This is a genomic window from Mucilaginibacter ginsenosidivorans, assembly GCF_007971025.1.
GTDB lineage: Bacteria > Bacteroidota > Bacteroidia > Sphingobacteriales > Sphingobacteriaceae > Mucilaginibacter > Mucilaginibacter ginsenosidivorans.
Window position 1 is genome coordinate 2,763,680 of sequence record NZ_CP042436.1, and the last position, 17,921, is coordinate 2,781,600.

General features: G+C 44.0%; 22 protein-coding genes. 11 read left to right on the top strand and 11 right to left on the bottom strand.

Features of this window, described 5'->3' with window-relative positions; genetic code table 11:
- The first annotated feature begins 133 nt into the window (after positions 1–133).
- From FRZ54_RS12610 to FRZ54_RS12625, 4 genes are all read left to right on the top strand, one after another.
- Positions 134–838, top strand: a complete 705-nt coding sequence (locus tag FRZ54_RS12610) for a 3-keto-disaccharide hydrolase (RefSeq protein ID WP_147031957.1) — start codon at positions 134–136, stop codon at positions 836–838.
- A 90-nt stretch (positions 839–928) separates the two neighbouring features.
- Positions 929–1,720, top strand: coding sequence for a hypothetical protein (locus tag FRZ54_RS12615; protein WP_147031958.1), 792 nt, complete (start codon positions 929–931; stop codon positions 1,718–1,720).
- Between the two features lie 126 nt (positions 1,721–1,846).
- Positions 1,847–2,209, top strand: coding sequence for a hypothetical protein (locus FRZ54_RS12620; RefSeq protein WP_147031959.1), 363 nt, complete (start codon positions 1,847–1,849; stop codon positions 2,207–2,209).
- A 110-nt stretch (positions 2,210–2,319) separates the two neighbouring features.
- Complete coding sequence (locus FRZ54_RS12625) at positions 2,320–2,682, top strand: helix-turn-helix domain-containing protein (RefSeq protein ID WP_147031960.1); 363 nt, start codon at positions 2,320–2,322, stop codon at positions 2,680–2,682.
- Positions 2,683–2,703: 21 nt separating this feature from the next.
- Here the strand turns inward: FRZ54_RS12625 and FRZ54_RS12630 are convergent, their stop codons facing one another.
- Complete coding sequence (locus tag FRZ54_RS12630; RefSeq protein WP_147031961.1) at positions 2,704–3,192, bottom strand: hypothetical protein; 489 nt, start codon at positions 3,190–3,192, stop codon at positions 2,704–2,706.
- A 211-nt stretch (positions 3,193–3,403) separates the two neighbouring features.
- On the opposite strand from FRZ54_RS12630, the gene FRZ54_RS12635 reads away from it, so the two are divergent.
- Positions 3,404–3,883: an Lrp/AsnC family transcriptional regulator gene (locus FRZ54_RS12635; RefSeq protein WP_187359616.1), complete on the top strand. Its 480-nt coding sequence runs from the start codon at positions 3,404–3,406 to the stop codon at positions 3,881–3,883.
- A 7-nt stretch (positions 3,884–3,890) separates the two neighbouring features.
- Positions 3,891–4,934, top strand: coding sequence for an EamA family transporter (locus tag FRZ54_RS12640; protein WP_228462466.1), 1,044 nt, complete (start codon positions 3,891–3,893; stop codon positions 4,932–4,934).
- 76 nt (positions 4,935–5,010) lie between these two features.
- Here the strand turns inward: FRZ54_RS12640 and FRZ54_RS12645 are convergent, their stop codons facing one another.
- Together FRZ54_RS12645 and FRZ54_RS12650 are read right to left on the bottom strand one after the other, a co-directional pair.
- Positions 5,011–5,409 carry a response regulator gene (locus FRZ54_RS12645; protein ID WP_187359617.1) on the bottom strand — a complete coding sequence of 133 codons (399 nt, stop codon included), beginning with the start codon at positions 5,407–5,409 and terminating at the stop codon, positions 5,011–5,013.
- Positions 5,410–5,556: 147 nt separating this feature from the next.
- Entirely contained in the window at positions 5,557–5,919 is a 363-nt protein-coding gene (locus FRZ54_RS12650; protein ID WP_147031963.1) for a hypothetical protein, read from the bottom strand.
- Positions 5,920–6,141: 222 nt separating this feature from the next.
- Here FRZ54_RS12650 and FRZ54_RS12655 point away from each other — a divergent pair, with 222 nt between their 5' ends.
- A complete protein-coding gene (locus tag FRZ54_RS12655; protein ID WP_147031964.1) occupies positions 6,142–6,357 on the top strand; it encodes a hypothetical protein in 216 nt (71 codons plus the stop codon).
- Positions 6,358–6,414: 57 nt separating this feature from the next.
- On the opposite strand, the gene FRZ54_RS12660 is transcribed toward FRZ54_RS12655, so the two are convergent.
- Positions 6,415–6,975, bottom strand: a complete 561-nt coding sequence (locus FRZ54_RS12660) for a hypothetical protein (protein WP_147031965.1) — start codon at positions 6,973–6,975, stop codon at positions 6,415–6,417.
- Between the two features lie 133 nt (positions 6,976–7,108).
- Here FRZ54_RS12660 and FRZ54_RS12665 point away from each other — a divergent pair, with 133 nt between their 5' ends.
- Together FRZ54_RS12665 and FRZ54_RS12670 are read left to right on the top strand one after the other, a co-directional pair.
- Positions 7,109–8,353: an alpha/beta hydrolase-fold protein gene (locus FRZ54_RS12665; protein ID WP_147031966.1), complete on the top strand. Its 1,245-nt coding sequence runs from the start codon at positions 7,109–7,111 to the stop codon at positions 8,351–8,353.
- A gap of 66 nt (positions 8,354–8,419) precedes the next feature.
- Positions 8,420–9,013, top strand: a complete 594-nt coding sequence (locus FRZ54_RS12670) for a TetR/AcrR family transcriptional regulator (RefSeq protein ID WP_147031967.1) — start codon at positions 8,420–8,422, stop codon at positions 9,011–9,013.
- A gap of 1 nt (position 9,014) precedes the next feature.
- On the opposite strand, the gene FRZ54_RS12675 is transcribed toward FRZ54_RS12670, so the two are convergent.
- The 4 genes from FRZ54_RS12675 to FRZ54_RS12690 all read right to left on the bottom strand — a co-directional run bounded on the left by FRZ54_RS12675 (position 9,015) and on the right by FRZ54_RS12690 (position 13,038).
- Positions 9,015–9,443: a PepSY-like domain-containing protein gene (locus FRZ54_RS12675; protein WP_147031968.1), complete on the bottom strand. Its 429-nt coding sequence runs from the start codon at positions 9,441–9,443 to the stop codon at positions 9,015–9,017.
- 391 nt (positions 9,444–9,834) lie between these two features.
- Positions 9,835–10,707, bottom strand: a complete 873-nt coding sequence (gene cysM, locus FRZ54_RS12680; protein WP_147031969.1) for a cysteine synthase CysM — start codon at positions 10,705–10,707, stop codon at positions 9,835–9,837.
- 113 nt (positions 10,708–10,820) lie between these two features.
- Complete coding sequence (locus FRZ54_RS12685) at positions 10,821–11,633, bottom strand: serine O-acetyltransferase (protein ID WP_147031970.1); 813 nt, start codon at positions 11,631–11,633, stop codon at positions 10,821–10,823.
- Positions 11,634–11,958: 325 nt separating this feature from the next.
- On the bottom strand, positions 11,959–13,038 hold the full coding sequence (locus FRZ54_RS12690; RefSeq protein ID WP_147031971.1) for a hypothetical protein: 1,080 nt from the start codon (positions 13,036–13,038) through the stop codon (positions 11,959–11,961).
- A gap of 112 nt (positions 13,039–13,150) precedes the next feature.
- On the opposite strand from FRZ54_RS12690, the gene FRZ54_RS12695 reads away from it, so the two are divergent.
- Positions 13,151–13,669 (top strand): DinB family protein, encoded by a 519-nt coding sequence (locus tag FRZ54_RS12695; RefSeq protein ID WP_147031972.1) that lies wholly within the window; start codon positions 13,151–13,153, stop codon positions 13,667–13,669.
- Positions 13,670–13,769: 100 nt separating this feature from the next.
- The gene (locus FRZ54_RS12700) at positions 13,770–14,120 is read left to right on the top strand and encodes a DUF3892 domain-containing protein (RefSeq protein ID WP_187359618.1); all 351 of its coding nucleotides are present in this window, start codon (positions 13,770–13,772) and stop codon (positions 14,118–14,120) included.
- A gap of 80 nt (positions 14,121–14,200) precedes the next feature.
- On the opposite strand, the gene FRZ54_RS12705 is transcribed toward FRZ54_RS12700, so the two are convergent.
- The 3 genes from FRZ54_RS12705 to FRZ54_RS24890 are packed head-to-tail and all read right to left on the bottom strand — an operon-like array spanning position 14,201 to position 17,864.
- On the bottom strand, positions 14,201–14,470 hold the full coding sequence (locus FRZ54_RS12705) for a UBP-type zinc finger domain-containing protein (protein ID WP_147031974.1): 270 nt from the start codon (positions 14,468–14,470) through the stop codon (positions 14,201–14,203).
- Positions 14,471–14,501: 31 nt separating this feature from the next.
- Positions 14,502–16,181: a S8 family serine peptidase gene (locus tag FRZ54_RS12710; RefSeq protein ID WP_147031975.1), complete on the bottom strand. Its 1,680-nt coding sequence runs from the start codon at positions 16,179–16,181 to the stop codon at positions 14,502–14,504.
- A 21-nt stretch (positions 16,182–16,202) separates the two neighbouring features.
- Complete coding sequence (locus tag FRZ54_RS24890; protein ID WP_147031976.1) at positions 16,203–17,864, bottom strand: response regulator; 1,662 nt, start codon at positions 17,862–17,864, stop codon at positions 16,203–16,205.
- Between the last annotated feature and the right edge of the window lie 57 nt (positions 17,865–17,921).

Here is a 17,921-nt window from a genome sequence, read left to right on the forward strand (position 1 = left end):
TTCTACTCTTTTAAATAGTATTTATGCGAAAAATTTGCATAGCCATTGCCGCCGATGTAAAATTATTGTTCTTCAGACAGGTAAATCATTCCGGTTTTTCTATTTTTACCAGATAACCTCAAAACATTTATTTATGAAAAAACTACTTATCGTTCCTGCAATGCTTGTTGCATGCAGCAGCCTGCTTGCGCAAACCAACAATGAGCTAACCGCCAAAGAAAAGAAGCAGGGATGGCACTTGCTGTTTGACGGGAAAACCACCACGGGCTGGCACACTTTCCATAAACCAACGGCGGGGCCGGGATGGGCCGTGAGCGATGGCGTGTTGCAACTTGATCCGTCGGTTAAAGACGACAGGGGCGATATTGTTACCGACGGCGAGTATGAGAATTTTGAACTTTCGATAGATTGGAATATATCCGAAGAAGGCAACAGCGGAATAATCTTTTTGGTGAATGAAGACAAGCAATACGACGCCACTTACCTGACCGGCCCGGAATATCAGTTGCTTGACGATAAAAAAGCTGAAGACAACAAACAGCAAAATCACCTGGCGGGCTCACTTTATGACATTATAGCACCATCAAAAGAAGTTGAGAACCCGGCTGGCGAATGGAACCACACCGTGATCCGCATGAAAAACGGCGAACTGACCTTTTGGTTAAATGGTACGCAAACGGTAAAAACAGACCTTTGGGATGCTAACTGGCCCGAATTGGTCGCCAAAAGCAAATTCAAGAACTGGAAAGGCTTTGCTGCTTTTCATAAAGGTCATATCGCTTTGCAAGATCACGGGCATCATATTTCGTTCCGCAATATTAAAATACGCCAGTTATAATTCCTGTTGCCCATTACTTATTAGTAAAACCTGTAACAATACCGCCGCAACAGCGTATAAATACTTTAGTGTAAGTTAATATTCAGTAAGTTGAAAAAGTTTTTATACGTTTTGTTTGCGGCGGCTATTTTCGCAGGCTGCAAAAAGGATATCAGCACGGTAGTGAATATCACACCTGCCGACCTTTCGCACATCAACGCCCAGCTTAAGGGTATCTGGCTGTTCCCTATTGAAAGCCAAAAGATAGTGGATACAACAGGCAAAGCATTGGCGCCTTTACAATATGTTGCTTCGCCAGCGTTACAATTCGATGGGTTTTCACACGTAACTATTTTTCAAGATATTCAAACTAAAGTAGAAGGCACCTACACACTTAGCACCACCAATGGTTTTGTATACCTGGATGTTACAGAGCCGGATGGTACCGATGTAAACTACCAAGTGCTATTTGCCGATGGGCAAACGCTGAAACTTGTTGTAAGCCAGCCTTATATCTATTATACAAACAGTACACCTGTATCTGCGCAAAGTATATCAAATATTTTGCTGAAAAAGCAAACCGGTGCCGATGTTAACGGAAACATTGTTAGGGTTGTGGTTAAAAGCGATTCATCTGTTACTTATAGTGTAATAATTGCCGTGCGCCATGCTGCATTGGCAGCTCCGGCCGATACTTCGATCATATTAAGCAACAGGGCAGATATGAAAGGTACGTTCACTTACGAATTTGTGGGTAAGGAGGGTGATGAGCTTTCTATTGATGTTGGCGGCGATTACACAAAAACTTCATTTTATGCCTTTTATAATGGCATACCCATGGCCGGTAATATCGGCTATGATTACCAGGAGATAAAAACCACAACCGGCTGGAGAGTTCCGTAATAACACGCGGTGGTATTCAAAAAATCCTGAATATTTCTGTAACTTATTGACTGTGTTCACGTAGAAAACGAACAGGGGGATAAAATATCCACCGGTGGTATTCTTTTAACTTATTTATTACGGTTTATGAATGTTGTTATACTTTTCCTGGTAGTAGGTTTTGCTGTCATCTACCTGATTGCCCGTTACGACAAGCAAAATTCTAATAAAGTTGATGTGATCTTAAGAGCCAATAAAAACGTACCACCACTTTTTATGCTCAGGTCGGCCGAATTAAAGGTAAACGCCATTAAAGCAGCGTTGAGTAACCCGGCGATGGAATTGGTCGATCAGCAGGGAGCAAAAGAAGTAAGAGCACAGTTTGACCAGTTAATGGACGATTACAAAAACCGCGAAATAACCCTCGCAATTTATTATACCCGGCTTGGCGCATTACTTATAAAAGTAAACGAATTGCGGGGTGTATCCGATGGAGTTGAGGTTTCCTGATCTCATTTCAAAATCCCATATTTTCACATCTGCGGACTGAGGACAATCCGGATTTTATTTAATATTTGCTTTTATAAAGGCTTTGACTATTATTGCAGAAAAAGAGCGGCATGACCGACGACGCAATAGTAAAAAGGTTAAAGATCATCGTAAAGGATCATGGTGGACAGCTTGCGCTGGCGAATGCTATTGGCGTCGACCAGGGGTTTATCAGTAAAGTGATCAACCGAAAGCAGGAGGTAAGCTATTACCTTATCCGTAAACTGTGTTTCCAACTCAAGTATTCGCCTGAATGGCTGATTATTGGCACCGGTGAAAAAAAGCTCGACAAGCCCGATTCGGCCAAGCTCATCACCGAGATCCAAATGCTCCGTACCGAGGTGGATATACTACAGGCACGCATGCGCGTTTATGAAATAGAAATGAAAGAACTGCGCACAAGCCTGGAAGGTGAGGGGCGCAAAGCTGTTTGATCGTTACGTTCTCAAGCCCGCTCAGTTCCTGGGCAAATCATTTTTTGCATACGTATTTATCTGTACGGACGAATAGTAAATGATAGTATTTTCTCCGGCCTGCAGGCTATTCCCATCCGGATACGAAATGGTTTCGGATAAGGTCAATTTCCTGGGCTGCAGACTCACTATAGCATATTTGTCATTAACTGTAGCTTCCTGGATCGTTATATAATCAACATTGCCTGTTGTACTGATGTTGTAGGTTCCTGGCGTGGATGAGCCAGTTCCATCCGTTTCTTTAACTGACGAACTGCCGTCAAATTCAAGGTTGTTTGGTGTCACTATTGCATTAAATGCAACATTGCCTGTCGCATCATAATAAACTATCTTTCCTGAAGCTGCGGTCCAGGAGCCCGTTAGACTAACATTTACGTCGTTGCCATGGCTTACCGGTTGCTTACTATCCTTCAGGCAGCCACTGAATGAGGCAATGATCAGCAAAGCGAAGAGCGATGATTTTATTTTCATAAGTACCCAAAGTTAACAAATAATCATCATTGAAAAGTGAATTGCCTGGCCGAAGATTTCTTCAAATTTGTGCTGCTTAGCCGATGATAACGGATAAGTTATGAGAACTTTAAATAGGCGTTTAAACACATATTGCTAGTTTTTGTCGAATTAAATTCATTTTTTATAATAGTATTATGAATTATGTTCGATTGTGCTGTACATTTATTGTATGATAACAGAAACGGAATTTACGCTTGACAAAGTTGACCTGCACATTCTGCGATTGATGCAGGAAAACGCCCGTATCAGCAATGCCGACCTGGCCCGGGAACTGGGCATGGCGCCATCCGGCGTGTTGGAACGTGTAAAGAAATTGGAGCAAAAGGGCGTTATACTGCAATATACGGCTCACATTAACCCGAATGCACTGCAACAAAAACTGCTGGCTTTTATTTTTATGAAAGCCGCCGATGGGCCGGGCTGCAATGATACGGCTAAGATGCTGGCCGGGATACCCGAAGTGCAGGAAGTACATCACATAGCCGGCGAAGATTGTTACCTGGTTAAGGTACGTACTTATGATTCATCGACACTGATGAGCCTGATGCGCGGCAAATTCAGCAAGATACCGAACCTGTTAAGCACACGTACTACTATTGTGCTGGAGACGGTGAAAGAACAACAACAATTAGTAATACCTGAAGAATAAATCTATCATGACACTCAACAAAACCAAACAGACCTCAACTTTAATGGTCATCATTGCCTTCGCAACGGTGTACTTGGTTTGGGGCTCAACGTACTTTTTTATTCGCATGGCTATACAAGGTATCCCACCGCTTTTTATGGGTGCTATGCGATTCTTCACAGCCGGTATCATTATGCTTACCTGGTGTATTATAAAGGGAGAGAAAATATTTATCCGCAAAAGTCTCATTACGTCGGCTATTGTGGGTTTGCTATTGCTGGGTGGGGGCAACGGGGTTGTAATATGGGTAGAACAAACGCTGCCAAGCGCCATGGTTGCCATACTGGTCTCGGCCGCACCTATATGGTTTGTATTGCTGGACAGGCAGAACTGGGGCATCAACTTCAGGAGCAGATCCACCGTCATCGGTCTTATTGTTGGATTTATCGGCGTTTTGCTGCTGTTTGGCGAACAACTGGATGGCATGTTTGGAAGTAGTAATTCGGGCGTAAAGATATTTTCAATGGTACTGCTTATTTTCGGGTCAATTTCATGGTCGGCCGGGTCGATATATTCAAAACACCATCCAAGCGAAGGATCGGCGGCAGTGAATGTAGCGTGGCAAATGATCATAGCGGGTATAGTATTTTTACCAGGAAGCCTGTTGAATCACGAATTTTCGGGACTTAACCTGTCCAATGTGCCGGTACAGTCCTGGCTTGCATTAGTTTATCTTATCCTATTCGGATCAATAGCCGCATTTAGCGCTTATGTGTGGCTGCTGCAGGTTCGGCCTGCAACCCAGGTAAGCACTTATGCATATGTGAACCCGGTTATTGCAGTGGTACTCGGCGTGTTGTTTGCCCGCGAGCATATCAGCCTGATGCAGATAAGTGGGTTGGTGGTAATCCTGGTAAGCGTATTGCTCATTAATTTAAGCAAATACCGCAAGGACAAAGGCACAAAGGACATCGTGGTGAAACCCGAAAGCGGACCGTCAAAAGAACGCATTCATCAGCCACATTCAGAAGCAACAACAAATGAGCTGTGTATCGCGGCCAATGTAAAGTAAACGACTGTAGAGCTATATTATAACAAAACCCTACCATGGTAAATAGTCATGGAAGGGTTTTTTTGAAAGTTACCTGTTAATTAGAATATTGTTTGTTCGCTATATTATCGATCATGGCAGGCTCTAATGGCTTCGACATAAAAGATCTGACGAATGGATATCTTTCCGCATTTTCCTTGTCGCTTGGTCTGATAGACGATGAAAGGACGTACACCTTGATGTTTTTTTGAATACCCGCCTGCATTTGCTGAAACCGTTCAAGGAAATCCCAGCCGCTGAATATCGGCATATTGAGATCGAGAATGATCACATCGGGCAGTTTTTCGGGTTCCGAACGATTCTCTTCAATATAATCAAGAATGAGCGAACCATAAATAGTATAGGTTGTGGTATCGAAATAATCTTTACCCCTGAGGGCGTGCTTCATTACGAAGTGATCGATCGGATCATCGTCAATAATAACAAGCTTTTTCATAAGTAGGTGTTTGTTCATAGGTTAATAAGTTAGATTTATATTATAATGACATTAACCCTCAATTTGTTTGTGCTACCCCGGAGGAAATTTTGTAACAATTTATTAACAAACGTACGGGGTTGCAGCAAGGCACTTATGCCTGCCAAATTACATAAAAAGGAAATCGAGCGATCCCGAGACAAGCTGGTGTTTTATTTCGGATGCTACTTTCAAAAGGCTTTGCCTGTATGTGTTATTATCAAAACAATCAGGATTTTTGTACGAGAGCTGCTCCTCCTGTTCAAGGCAACTTAATAAGCTATCTTTTGATGAAGCATTTTTTGAACACTTAGTGTATATATCATAATAAGCGAGATCTGCGTCATGCATCAGCTGGAAACTGGCAAGCATAAACAACTCTTTGTATTTCTGTAATTTATACTTTTCCAAATCAAGCTCGGCAGATAGCTTTATAAAGTATTCAGATGCCTTCATGGAGTGCCTGTTTGTGCGCGGTATAAAAGTAGCCATGGCTTTAGTGTTACGTTCCTCAAACATAAATTATAAAAAACAATAAAAAAACCCGTGTTTTCACGGTATTTTTCAAGTGTTTTGCACGTTTTTAACTGGCCATAGTGTATCAGGTTTATTTGTGTTAATAATTTTGATAAACGAAAAATGCCGGGCGCTAAAAATTCCATTTGTAAATATTTAATAAGATATTAGTAATGAACTTCTTAATCATACGGCCTTATGAACAGGAAACTTGGCGCCATATTGACAATAATAGGAGCAGCGATGCTGATTTTATCTGTGGTAACTTATAAGAAGAAAGAGAAAGTAGTTGATTTCGGTCCGTTACAGGTATCGGCTGATAAGCGCCAGTCGCTTGATTGGATGTTGTATCCCGGTGGTATATTGTTTATAGGCGGTATTATTTTACTTGCCACTTCGCGCAGGCAAGACTAATCGGCAAGGCGGGAAAACCTCCATTGCTTATAAAGTAAATTCGTCCGTCTTAACAAGCTATTCAACATGGATGGTTAGCGTCTGAAATTGCGGCTGCAGGCGTTTCACTGTATCTGCCATACGCTTGATGAACAGGTAATTGGTTGCGCCGCCAATGGCCCCGCCTATGACCGGGATAAGCCGTGTGGCGGTTTTGGTTCCCATACGCAGCAGCATTTTTTCCGAACCGCGCTCCAATATGCTTTTTGTTATCGCTATTCCGGCTTCAACCTGTAACGCGGCAGCCATGTACGATAAAAATTCGTCGAACGTGATCTCATAGGCGCCCCTGGTATAATAGATTATTCCAAGTGTAACCCTTATCTGCTGGGTAACCAGGTTAACCAGGTCAAGCGGAATGCCCACTGCGACAGTAAATATGCCGCCGCCGCCCGAGATGGCCCCGCTAACTGCAGCCATGCGGGCACAGTGTTCTACGAATTTATCTATACCTTGCCGGTCCACGCTTTTCTTTACGCTTACCTGGTCCACATTTGTAAAAAGCTTGCGAAAGCCGTCCTGCGACAAGTTATCGAGGTCGAGCCTGATGGTTGATACCATTTTCCTTATACTGTCCATATTTACCCGTTTATTTAAAGGTTAACAACTGCGGGCAATATTTTGTTGTACGCGTCACAATTTAAAGCAAAAGCAGTTTCTTTTCTTTTGTTATTAATTTAAGTAATTTTAAGCATAACCAATTAGATGCCGTATGAAGTTTTATCCTCTTGTACTCCTGTTATTGTTGTTAATACTCTTTTCGTGCAGCCGCCCGCTGAAAGTAGATGAGATATCCATCGGTAAAACGGACAGCGTTTACTCCAAAATACTGGGGGAAAGCAGGAAGATATGGGTATATGTACCCGCAGGTGCCAGTGACCCTAAAAAGAAATACCCCGTGCTGTACCTGCTCGACGGTGATGCTCATTTTTCGAGTGTCGTAGGCATGATACAGCAGTTGAGCAGTGTGAACGGAAATACCGTTTGTCCCGAAATGATCGTCGTAGGTATACCCAACACCGACCGGACGCGCGACCTGACACCGACAAAATCGCTTTTAGGACCCGACGGTGATATCGAGAAAGACTTCAAAACATCTGGCGGAGGGGAGAAATTTGTGTCCTTCATCGACAAGGAACTAATGCCCCATATCGAATCAACTTACCCCGTAGCGCCATATAAGGTGCTGGTCGGTCATTCGTTCGGCGGACTAACGGTTATGAATATCGTGATCAATCACCCGGATATGTTTACTTCGTATGTTGCTATTGATCCCAGCATGTGGTGGGATAAAAAGAGGCTATTAACGCAAGCCGGGGCCGTTTTTAAAGAAAAGAAATTTGACGGTAAATCGCTGTTTCTTGGTATTGCCAATACCATGCCGGCAGGGATGGATACCTTGCAGGTGAGGCTGGACACTTCGGGCCGTACAAATCATATCCGTTCGATAATTGCCCTGAAGGATATTATCAAGGATAACCCGGCTGATGGCTTGAAATTTTCATACAAATATTATAAGGATGACGATCACGGTTCGGTGCCTTTGATCACAGAATATGATGCGTTTCACTTCCTTTTTGGGTTTTATAATATGCCAGATGAACTGAAGTCGCAATTGAGTGATGTACATGGTAAAATTGACCCGTTACCGGCGCTTACAGCACATTACCAGGATGTGTCGCGCCGGATGGGTTATACGATGTTACCGCCCGAAAGCACTGTAAATGAGTTGGGATATTATTATATGCAGCAAGGGGCAAAGGATAAGGCGCTCTCCATGTTTTCGCTGAATATCCATAACTACCCGGAAAGTGCCAATGCCTACGACAGCATGGGCGATTATTACACCGCGCAGAAAGATAAGGATAAAGCTATTGAAAGTTATAAGAAGTCGCTGGAGCTGAAAGATAACCAGGAGACGAAAAAGAAGCTGGAAAAATTGCAGGCTGATAAATAAGTTACCGGCTAATATGCCCGGTAAATTTGACTAAAATACCGAAAGGTATTTTCATTATATTTGGGTATGGGAAAAGCTGAGCGTACCAGGAAATTTATAACGGAAAAAACGGCCCCGCTGTTTAATCAAAAGGGTTATGCGGGCACCTCGCTTACCGATATGACGGATGCCACCGGCCTCACAAAAGGCTCCATCTACGGCAATTTTGCTGATAAGGACGAAGTGGCGCTTGCTGCGTTTGACTATAACATGTCGGCACTGATCGAACAGGTGCGGATACGGCAGGCATCGGAACGGACGGCAAGCGGCAAGCTTAAGGCATTTATGGACGTTTACCGGGACGGATTGCAATCCCCTGTACTTTCTAACGGATGCCCGATAGTTAACGCAGGCTCCGAGGCTGATGACACCCATGTGAAATTAAATGAACGGGTGAACGACGCCCTGGGCAGATGGCACAAAAGCATTTCGGCGATCATACAGCAGGGAAAAATGCAGGGCGAATTTAGGGAGAGTGTTAACTCAACCGGCTTTGCTTCGTTGATGATAGCTATGATAGAAGGCGGTTTCACGCTGTCAAAAATATCGGGCGACAAAAGCTATCTCGATCAGGCTCTCGATCAATTAGAGCGCCTGATAGAGACAAAACTCCGCAGATAGTTCAGTCCTGCTTTATATACTTACCGCTTTCATCAAACAACAGGTCCTTACCTTTTATTTCAGCTTCAAACATCTTTTTCCCGGTAGCGTCGGTTACTCTGCCCGCTTCAGTTATTTTGGCGCCTTTATAGTAGGCCTTAACAAAATGAGGGATGTTTGCAGGCAGCTGGCTCACGGGTATTGCATCCACTTCTTCTACAAATGCACCTTTAGGTGTAAATAATACAGATGTATCCTCGCCCGATCTTCCTCCCCAGTTGGCCTCATAATTGCCTTTTTCTTTTTCCCAGCTCACTTTAGCCGCATGCGGGTATTTTTTTGCCAATGTTTCCTTCACAATTGCCGGAACATCTTTGGATTTCAGGTCTTGTGCGTTAACTGCGTAAGTGCAGGTTGTCATCGCGGTGAATAATAATGTTGTCCTTTTCATAGTTGTTTTTATCCTGGTTTATCCAAGTATCGCGAACTAATCTGTAGGAATACGGTAAGAAATTTGGATTAAAATTGAATTTGCCAAAAAAGGTTAAAAATGGTGTTTGCGCACACAAAGCCAGGGAGGGTATTATTGCGAATAATATTTAGGTTGAATAAATGAAAAAGAGAAAGTTTGGGGCTTTCTCTCTTCTTCTCAATAATTAACTGAACTCATAATTAAACCATAAAGAACGGAGTGTGTGTTTTAGATTGATAATAATGAATCTGTTACAAATATAAAATCTATCGGGTTAGCAGACTAATATTTTTTTATTATTTTATATTATTTTTTTTCAACATAATGATAAAAAAAGCCAGTTTCGGCTGACAGAATGTTAATAACTCAGTTATCCGAACAGGTTGCTGCTCAAATAGCGGTCGCCCCGGTCACAGCAAATAAACACGATAACACCTTCTTTTAACTCGGCGGCAAGCTTTATAGCAGCCACTGCCGCGCCACCACTGCTCATACCAGCAAATATCCCTTCTTTTTTAGCCAGCAAACGCGCCATTGCAGTCGCTTCATCCTGCGTAACGTCCCTTACTTCGTCCACCCTTGCAGGGTCGAATATTTTGGGCAGGTAGGCCTCGGGCCATCGCCGTATGCCTGGTATGGATGAGCCTTCGGTAGGCTGGCACCCCACGATACGTATATCGGGGTTAACCTGCTTAAAATACCTTGAACAACCCATGATGGTGCCCGTAGTGCCCATCGCACTTACAAAGTGGGTGATCTTGCCATCCGTATCGCGCCATATCTCCGGGCCGGTGGTTTTAACGTGTGCCGCGTAATTGTCGGGGTTCGAGAATTGGTTCAGGATAAAATACTCACCTGTTGCGGCTTTTTCTTCGGCATAATCACGGCAGGCTTCAATTCCTTCCAGCAAGGTAACCTTTGCGCCGAAGGCTTCCATGGCCAGCGTACGTTCGCGGGTCGAGTTCGAGGGAAGCGCCAGTTCTATCTCCAGGTCGTACAGGCAGGCTATCATGGCCAGGGCTATGCCGGTATTACCGCTTGTGGCCTCTATCAGTTTTGTGCCCGCTTTAATGTCGCCACGTTCCAGGGCGCTCCGTATCATATTCAGCGCAGCCCGGTCTTTCACGCTGCCGCCGGGATTGTTGCCTTCCTGTTTTGCGTATATGGTTACGTTCGGATTAGGGTTGAGTTTTTTCAGCTCCACCATGGGAGTGTTCCCTATAAGGTCGATTATGCCGGGCATTTGTTGTTAAGTTGATTAAGTTAAGTGGTTGATTGAGTTGAATACTAGTTAAAGCCAATGAAAAGAATTGAACTTAATCAACCCGATCCAACTCGATCAACTAATAACCATTGTTATTCTTTAATTTTTTCCTTCAGCAGGCTAACCTCGTGCGTATGATACACCTTTGAATAAGGCGGAACGCTTTTGGTTAGCCATACATTACCGCCAATGATGCTTCCTTCGCCTATAACCGTGCGGCCGCCAAGGATGGTTGCCCCCGCGTAGATCACCACGTTATCCTCTACCGTAGGATGACGTTGTGCATGCGCCGGAGTTTTGCTGACACTAAGCGCACCCAGTGTTACACCCTGGAATATTTTAACATGGCGGCCAATTTTGCAGGTTTCGCCTATTACCACACCTGTACCATGGTCGATATGAAAATGATCGTTTATCTCGGCGGCAGGGTGTATGTCTATACCTGTTTTGGAATGTGCATACTCGGTCAGGATACGCGGTATCAGGGGTACATTTAACTGGTAAAGCAAATGTGCAAGCCTGTAAAACGATATGGCATAGAAACCGGGATAGGCCCTTATTACCTCAAATTCACTTTTGGCTGCCGGGTCGCCGGCAAATGTAGCCTGTATGTCTGTATTGAGCAACCGGTATAGTTCCGGTACGCCGGTGAAAAATTTCCTGGCTATTTCCTGGTTCTCGTCGTGTTGTTTTCCGCGGGTGGCGTCAAGCAGTTCGCAAAGCTCGCTTTCCAGCTTCATAAATTCAGCTTCTAACTGATGCACGAAGGTGTACAGCTTTTTAGACTGTTCGGGGTAAAGCAAACGAATAACCTGCAATGCCCATCCCGCAATCTCTTTGTTGGACGGCACCGCGCCGGTGATCTGCTGTTTGTTTAAAATGTGCTGATAAAATTCTTTATCCATATCTATCGCACTCAATTGGTTGCTTTCGGGGTAATTGCTCACAAGGTAAATAAAAACGCCTGTTATCTGCGTCGCCTCAAAGTCAAAAACGCCGGTTGGGATGCGGGCTTGCCGGGTCGCGCGCCAAACACAAATAGGATGGTGCTGCTGATGACCGAATCAACTGCCTGCATTAACTTTGATAAACGCATGATTTTAAAGGACTTGGTGTACACTTAACAATTACTCACCGAAACGATAAAACGCATCATAAAGTTACAATATTATTTTAATACTATATTACTTATAGTCTTTGTAGGTAATACGAAACGCGGTGAATTGGTCATTAGGGAATGGTTACCTCATTGGTCCATATATTATATTGGGGATTATCTCTGAGCAGTTCAACCGACCCGGGAAAATTCTCGAAAATTAGTCCTCTTTTTGTTTTTAATAAAGTCATACCTATACGGAAGCGCGTACCAGGCTTGACGATTTTTTTATCATAGTATACCGGTATATAGAATAAACTGTCTTTACCGGGTGCTATTCGGTATGAATCATCAAAATTGGCGTCGCATCCACATACAGTTAATATGCTGATGTTTGAATTGTCGGTTTGATAGATGAGCTGCCAGTCGCATGTCATGTCCTTATATTGCAAAGTATCATTAGTATTGTTCTCAAGTTTTATAGGTACTGATAAATATTTGCATTTTTTATGGCACCGGTCAGATGTATCACGCGGACCGGCCATTTTTCCAGTGATAACGTTTAATACATATCCTTTTTGTTGATAGGCTGTAAGCGGCGGGTATATGATCTGAAGTTCTTTCTTGTACTCTTCGGGTATTTTTTGACCAATTTCTTTATTCTCATCAGCATTAAATTGCTGGGTACCTGACCAGATTGTATCCGCCCCTGCTATTGTTTTATCATCAGGTGGGCTATTGGTGTAAACGCTTTTCCATGGCAGCAGGCTCAGACCTAACCTAAAAGTAAAAGTTGTATCTGGAATCTTCCGATAAGCCAAATTTACTATGAAATCAAAATAGGAATGTGGTGATATTACAATTTTCCATACACGCTCATTTACGCAAGCGAACCCGGTATCGCGAAGCTTTAAATTTTTGCTATCCACCTGATATATCTTTGAAAGATTACACGGCAGATATGTGAATTTTAAGGTATCATCAGAATTGTTAACAAGCAAAACAGCAGCGCTAATTTGGGGTGTTTGTTTTGTATTTGTAAAGCCATTTCCTGAACTTCCATACATCAATTCAAAGATGATCAACTTGCATTTAGATTTTTCATCGCCCTTTTTTGTGATCGCTGTTTTCTGATTACAAGACGGATTTAGAAATATGCATATAATTATAGCGAGAAGAAAATAAAGACTCTTCATCATCAAAAGTTTCGGCATATAAACATAATGATTTTTCTGATGGAGTGAGTTTCATTTCCAAAACCCTGCTGACATACTGCTGTCATTACCGCTTTGTTTCTTTGGATCACAAACTTAAAAACACAACATTATGGACATCATTAAAATGCTTTTGAAAGAAATGGACCAGGAAGCGGTAACAACGCGCAAAATGCTGGCCGTGGTACCCAACGACAAATATGATTGGCAGCCACACCCAAAAAGTATGACCCTTAGCCGTTTAGCCGCACACGTTGCCGAATTACCCGGCTGGATAAAAATGGTATTGGAAACAAGCGAGCTTGATTTTGCGTCGGGCGATTACCAGCCGACAGTGATCAACAACACTACCGATCTGCTGGCTTATTTTGAAAAGAACCTGGCCGAAGGGCGGGCAAGTCTTGCAAGTGCCACCGAGACTGAACTTGAGAAACTATGGACATTGCGCAATGGCGAACAGGTATACAGCGTGGATACCAAGGCTGAAGTGATCAGGATGTCGTTTTGCCAGATCGTGCATCACCGGGCGCAGCTGGGGGTGTTCCTGAGGTTATTAAACGTGCCCATACCAGGCAGTTATGGACCGAGCGCAGATGAAAATGTGTTTGAAACTGCCGAAGCCACTGCTTAAAAAAAGGGTGAATACCTACATAAAAATACCGTGTTTTTCACGGTGTTTTTATGTTTTGTAATGTTCTAACTTAGCTGTACATCTAAAAAAAATGTGCAGTATGGAAAATTGGGATTATTACATATCGGGTATCTGGAAGGAAAAAATCAACGGGAATGAATGCATAACAGACGTATTTCTCCATACAGCTACGAACGGTTTTGGGAAAGGTGTTAAAACCAGCAAAGATGAAGTTGTAAGGTTATTGGACGAAGGCGCCAAAATAACGACTATAACGTGGAACTATCATTTAATACAGTGGCGATACGGTGCGAAGGTGGAATATGGCGAAGCGGACGGTGAAACGTGGTTGCACACCGGACCTGACGCCTCCACCTTTGACGATCTTGAAAGCTCGATACAAATGCAGTACATCATGGCTGACATGGGTGTACCGAGCACAAGCCACTGATCTGCCTATAAAAAACATGAATGTGAGGGAAACCCTTCCGCCCGGCAGGATGATCCTGCCGGACGGGATGGGTGTTTTTTTTAATACTCTACCATCTCCTCATCCACATAACACCATAGCCAGCGTTCGCCTGGTTCGGCGGATATAACCACCGGGTGCCCCGTTTCGCGCGCATGTTTTGAGGCGTGTTTTGATGGCGAGCTATCGCAGCAAAGCGTTACGCCGCATTCCTGGCAGGTACGCAGGTGTACCCAGTTGCCACCATGCTTCATGCATTCATCGCACAAATAATATTCGGGTTGCTTTAACTTTTTTATCGCACTTAAGTGTTTGCAGATCTGGTCGTCCATAAGCTATAAACTAAAATGATATTAAGATAAGTTATTTTTTCCCGGCTAATGTCATTGCCATTTTTACAGCGGTATAAGCATTTACAATACCTCCGGTCACCGACAAACTGTTAAATGGTACAGGAGACTTAGAATCGGGCCTGTTAACTATTGTTGCAGGTTTTGAGGATGATTCAAGCAGAATTTTCTTAACCTGTTCGGTTGACAATGCCGGGAAATAGGAAAGCAGCAGTGCCGCAACTCCGGTAACCGTTGGGGTCGACATGCTCGACCCGGATTTATAATCATAACCGTTGCCAGGAACAGTTGAAAAAATATCACTGCCAGGTGCGAAAAGATCGACATTATATTTTCCATAATTTGAATAGGGATGCGCCAGCCTGTAATTAAACAGCGGGCGGTTCCACCCGACAGTGATGAAATTAACCGCTTTTTTCCCGTCGATGTAATGCGCTACCGGGTAGTAGTTCGTAGTATCGATATTGTTGCCATCATTGCCGGCTGCATGGATGATCAACACATGTTTTTTTTCAGCATACCGTACAGCTTCGTCAACCAGTGCCTTATCGGGCGAAAATCTTTTTGAAAAGCTCATGTTGATGATAGCAGCTCCGTTATCCACGGCATAACGGATAGCGTTAGCAATATCTTTATCCCTTTCATCACCAATATCGGTGGTAGCAATTACGGGCATTATCAAAACATCACCTGCTATACCATCTACTCCTTTGCCGTTGTTTCTTTTGGCCGCAATTATGCCTGCAACGTGCGTTCCATGGCTCAATATCGCTGATGCAGCAATGTGGCCACTGCCATAAAAGCGATCGTTTGACTTGCTGTCGCCGATGAGATCAGCTGAGTGATAATTGATATTATAAGCATAGGCAAGGTCTGCCGAATCCTTACTTGTGCTTAATATCTCGTTGTATTTAGCCTTAGCCTGATGAAAATAATGCCATTGTTGCTTTTCAATCTGATCTAGCTTGCTCGTATCTGCATTATCATATTTGTCCCTGAAAACAACATACATCTGTGTTGCGGCAGACTGTTCGTGTGGAATACTTTTTCCGCTCTTGTCACTTCTGAAATTCCAGCCGTGCACATCGTCAATATAACCGTTATGGTCATCGTCAATGCCGTTACCCGGAATTTCTTTTTTGTTGGTCCATATGACATCTTTCAGATCTTCATGGTTAATGTCAAAACCGTTATCAATAACAGCTACGATTACCGTTTTGGCTTTTCTCCCTTTTAGCAATTGATAAGTTTTATAAAGGCTGATGCCGGCAACAGAATCTGAAGCAGCGTCTTTGTAAGGCCAATCACGGGCGGCTCCGTTATTATCGGGAATATTGGCGAAAACACCGTTCAACAATTCGGATCCGAAAAATATACCTTTTTTAGACGCATTCAGGGTCACCTGGCTGCCGTTATTCTGAAACAAGATCCGATAAAGCGCTTTGTTGTTTTTATTTGCGATATCAGAAATGATCAGCGTGTCGTTTTTCTGTCGGAAAGTTGCGTAGCTTGAGTGCTTACCCTCTGGCCCACTTTTTATGACAAGTGTATCATTGCCGAAGTAAAGTTTGCTATTACCCGCCGCCGATTTCCAATTCGAATTCTTAAGCACAATTTGCGCGGATGCTCCCAACGGAAAAAGCGCCCAGGTGCAAATGGCAAATATTCTAAAGTAAGATCCGGGCCGCATCATTTCAGCATCTTCCAATTAAAATTAAACTTCAGCCAAATATTTATGTACAAAACTTATGGCCATCGAGCCTTCGCCCACTGCCGACGCAACACGGTTCATTGCCCCGGCACGTACATCGCCAGCGGCAAATATGCCGGCGCAACTTGTTTCGAGCAGGAATGGGTCGCGTTTTGATTTCCATATTTTTTTAAACGACTCGTAAGTTTGCAGATCGCGGCCGGTTTCAATAAACTCCTTTTCATTTTTAATAATGTCCAGGTGGATCCAGTCGGTGTAAGGTTTTGCGCCGATAAAAATATAGAGCGCCCCCGCGTCGTAGCTCTTTTGTTCTTTCGTTTTTGTGTTCAGGATAACCAGTTCCTGCAGCGAGTTATTGCCTTTGGCTTCAATTATCTCGGTATTCGGCAGTACTTCGATATTGGGTGTCTGGCCGATCTGGTTGATGAGATAGGCCGACATGGTAGCTGTAAGATCATCGCGGCGAATAATAATATGTACCTTATTGGCAAATTTAGAAAGATACATGGCAGCCTGCCCCGCCGAATTACCTCCGCCTATCACAAATACGTCCTGCCCGCGGCAAGCGCTGGCTTCGGTGGTTGCTGCACCGTAGTAAACGCCGGCGCCGGTGAAATTTTCAACTCCTTTCACTTCCAGTTTCCGGTAATCTACCCCAGTAGTGATCACCACCGAACGGCTCACGATCTCGGGACCGTCATCCAACACGATCATTTTGTAACCGTCTTTTTGCCTGATCTCCTTCACGGAGTGTGGCGACAGGAACTCGGCGCCCAGCCTGGTGGCCTGGCTTATGGCCCGGCGTGTAAGATCAGCGCCGCTAAGCCCCGCAGGAAAGCCCAGGTAATTTTCGATGCGCGAACTGGTGCCTGCCTGCCCACCCGGCGCACGGCGTTCTATCAAAAGCGTCTTCAACCCTTCTGATGAGCCGTAAACCGCCGCTGCCAAACCTGCAGGGCCGGCCCCGATGATCACCACGTCGTATATTTCATTGGTTATTTGCGGACTCAAGCCGGTTTTCTCCGCTATCTGCCTGATAGTCGGTTTGCAGGCGCAATTACCATCTTCAAAAATGATCATCGGCAGGTCGCCTGTACCCATATTGTTCACCTCAACCAGGGTTTTTGCATCGGGGTTGGTCTCAATATCGTACCAGCGGTAGGGGATAAGGTTACCGGCGAGATAGTCTTTTATCTCGTGCGATTTGGGTGAAAATTGATAACCTACTAATTTAATACCTTTAAAATCGGGGGTGTAATGGCTTTGCCAGTCGTCCAGCAGATCCGAAATAACGGGGTATAATTTTTCCTCGGGCGGGTTCCATGGTTTGGTCAGGTAATAATCCAGTTGCACCACATTAATGGCTTTTATGGCAGCCTCGGTATCAGAGTAAGCGGTGAGTAATACCCGTTTGGCCTCCGGATAAATTCGTATGGCTTTTTGCAGAAAATCAACACCTTCCATCTCGGGCATGCGCTGGTCGACCAAAAACATGGCGACGGTATCGCCGCTGTTCTTTATATCTGTCAGCGCCTCCAGGGCCTCCTTGGCCGAAGTGGTGCTGATGATCTTGTATTCCGAATTGTACTGTGTTCTCAGGTCGCGGCTTATGGCACGCAAAACCTGCGGGTCGTCGTCTACTGAAAATATGATCGGTTTGTTCATAGGTAATTGAATAAATTGATTAAGTTAGACTAAGTTGATTAAGTTATCTTGTATAAG

Excerpts from the sequence above, each read along its gene's own strand:
- FRZ54_RS12675 (WP_147031968.1), bottom strand. The coding sequence starts at position 9,443 with ATGAAAAGGACAACATTATTATTCACCGCGATGACAACCTGCACTTAC.
- FRZ54_RS12620 (WP_147031959.1), top strand. The coding sequence starts at position 1,847 with ATGAATGTTGTTATACTTTTCCTGGTAGTAGGTTTTGCTGTCATCTAC.
- FRZ54_RS12640 (WP_228462466.1), top strand. The coding sequence starts at position 3,891 with ATGACACTCAACAAAACCAAACAGACCTCAACTTTAATGGTCATCATT.
- FRZ54_RS12670 (WP_147031967.1), top strand. The coding sequence starts at position 8,420 with ATGGGAAAAGCTGAGCGTACCAGGAAATTTATAACGGAAAAAACGGCC.
- FRZ54_RS12695 (WP_147031972.1), top strand. The coding sequence starts at position 13,151 with ATGGACATCATTAAAATGCTTTTGAAAGAAATGGACCAGGAAGCGGTA.
- FRZ54_RS12705 (WP_147031974.1), bottom strand. The coding sequence starts at position 14,470 with ATGGACGACCAGATCTGCAAACACTTAAGTGCGATAAAAAAGTTAAAG.
- FRZ54_RS24890 (WP_147031976.1), bottom strand. The coding sequence starts at position 17,864 with ATGAACAAACCGATCATATTTTCAGTAGACGACGACCCGCAGGTTTTG.
- FRZ54_RS12635 (WP_187359616.1), top strand. The coding sequence starts at position 3,404 with ATGATAACAGAAACGGAATTTACGCTTGACAAAGTTGACCTGCACATT.
- FRZ54_RS12665 (WP_147031966.1), top strand. The coding sequence starts at position 7,109 with ATGAAGTTTTATCCTCTTGTACTCCTGTTATTGTTGTTAATACTCTTT.
- FRZ54_RS12630 (WP_147031961.1), bottom strand. The coding sequence starts at position 3,192 with ATGAAAATAAAATCATCGCTCTTCGCTTTGCTGATCATTGCCTCATTC.
- FRZ54_RS12650 (WP_147031963.1), bottom strand. The coding sequence starts at position 5,919 with ATGGCTACTTTTATACCGCGCACAAACAGGCACTCCATGAAGGCATCT.
- FRZ54_RS12655 (WP_147031964.1), top strand. The coding sequence starts at position 6,142 with ATGAACAGGAAACTTGGCGCCATATTGACAATAATAGGAGCAGCGATG.
- FRZ54_RS12625 (WP_147031960.1), top strand. The coding sequence starts at position 2,320 with ATGACCGACGACGCAATAGTAAAAAGGTTAAAGATCATCGTAAAGGAT.
- FRZ54_RS12685 (WP_147031970.1), bottom strand. The coding sequence starts at position 11,633 with ATGGATAAAGAATTTTATCAGCACATTTTAAACAAACAGCAGATCACC.
- FRZ54_RS12610 (WP_147031957.1), top strand. The coding sequence starts at position 134 with ATGAAAAAACTACTTATCGTTCCTGCAATGCTTGTTGCATGCAGCAGC.
- FRZ54_RS12690 (WP_147031971.1), bottom strand. The coding sequence starts at position 13,038 with ATGCCGAAACTTTTGATGATGAAGAGTCTTTATTTTCTTCTCGCTATA.
- FRZ54_RS12700 (WP_187359618.1), top strand. The coding sequence starts at position 13,770 with ATGGAAAATTGGGATTATTACATATCGGGTATCTGGAAGGAAAAAATC.
- FRZ54_RS12645 (WP_187359617.1), bottom strand. The coding sequence starts at position 5,409 with ATGAAAAAGCTTGTTATTATTGACGATGATCCGATCGATCACTTCGTA.
- cysM (WP_147031969.1), bottom strand. The coding sequence starts at position 10,707 with ATGCCCGGCATAATCGACCTTATAGGGAACACTCCCATGGTGGAGCTG.
- FRZ54_RS12710 (WP_147031975.1), bottom strand. The coding sequence starts at position 16,181 with ATGATGCGGCCCGGATCTTACTTTAGAATATTTGCCATTTGCACCTGG.
- FRZ54_RS12660 (WP_147031965.1), bottom strand. The coding sequence starts at position 6,975 with ATGGACAGTATAAGGAAAATGGTATCAACCATCAGGCTCGACCTCGAT.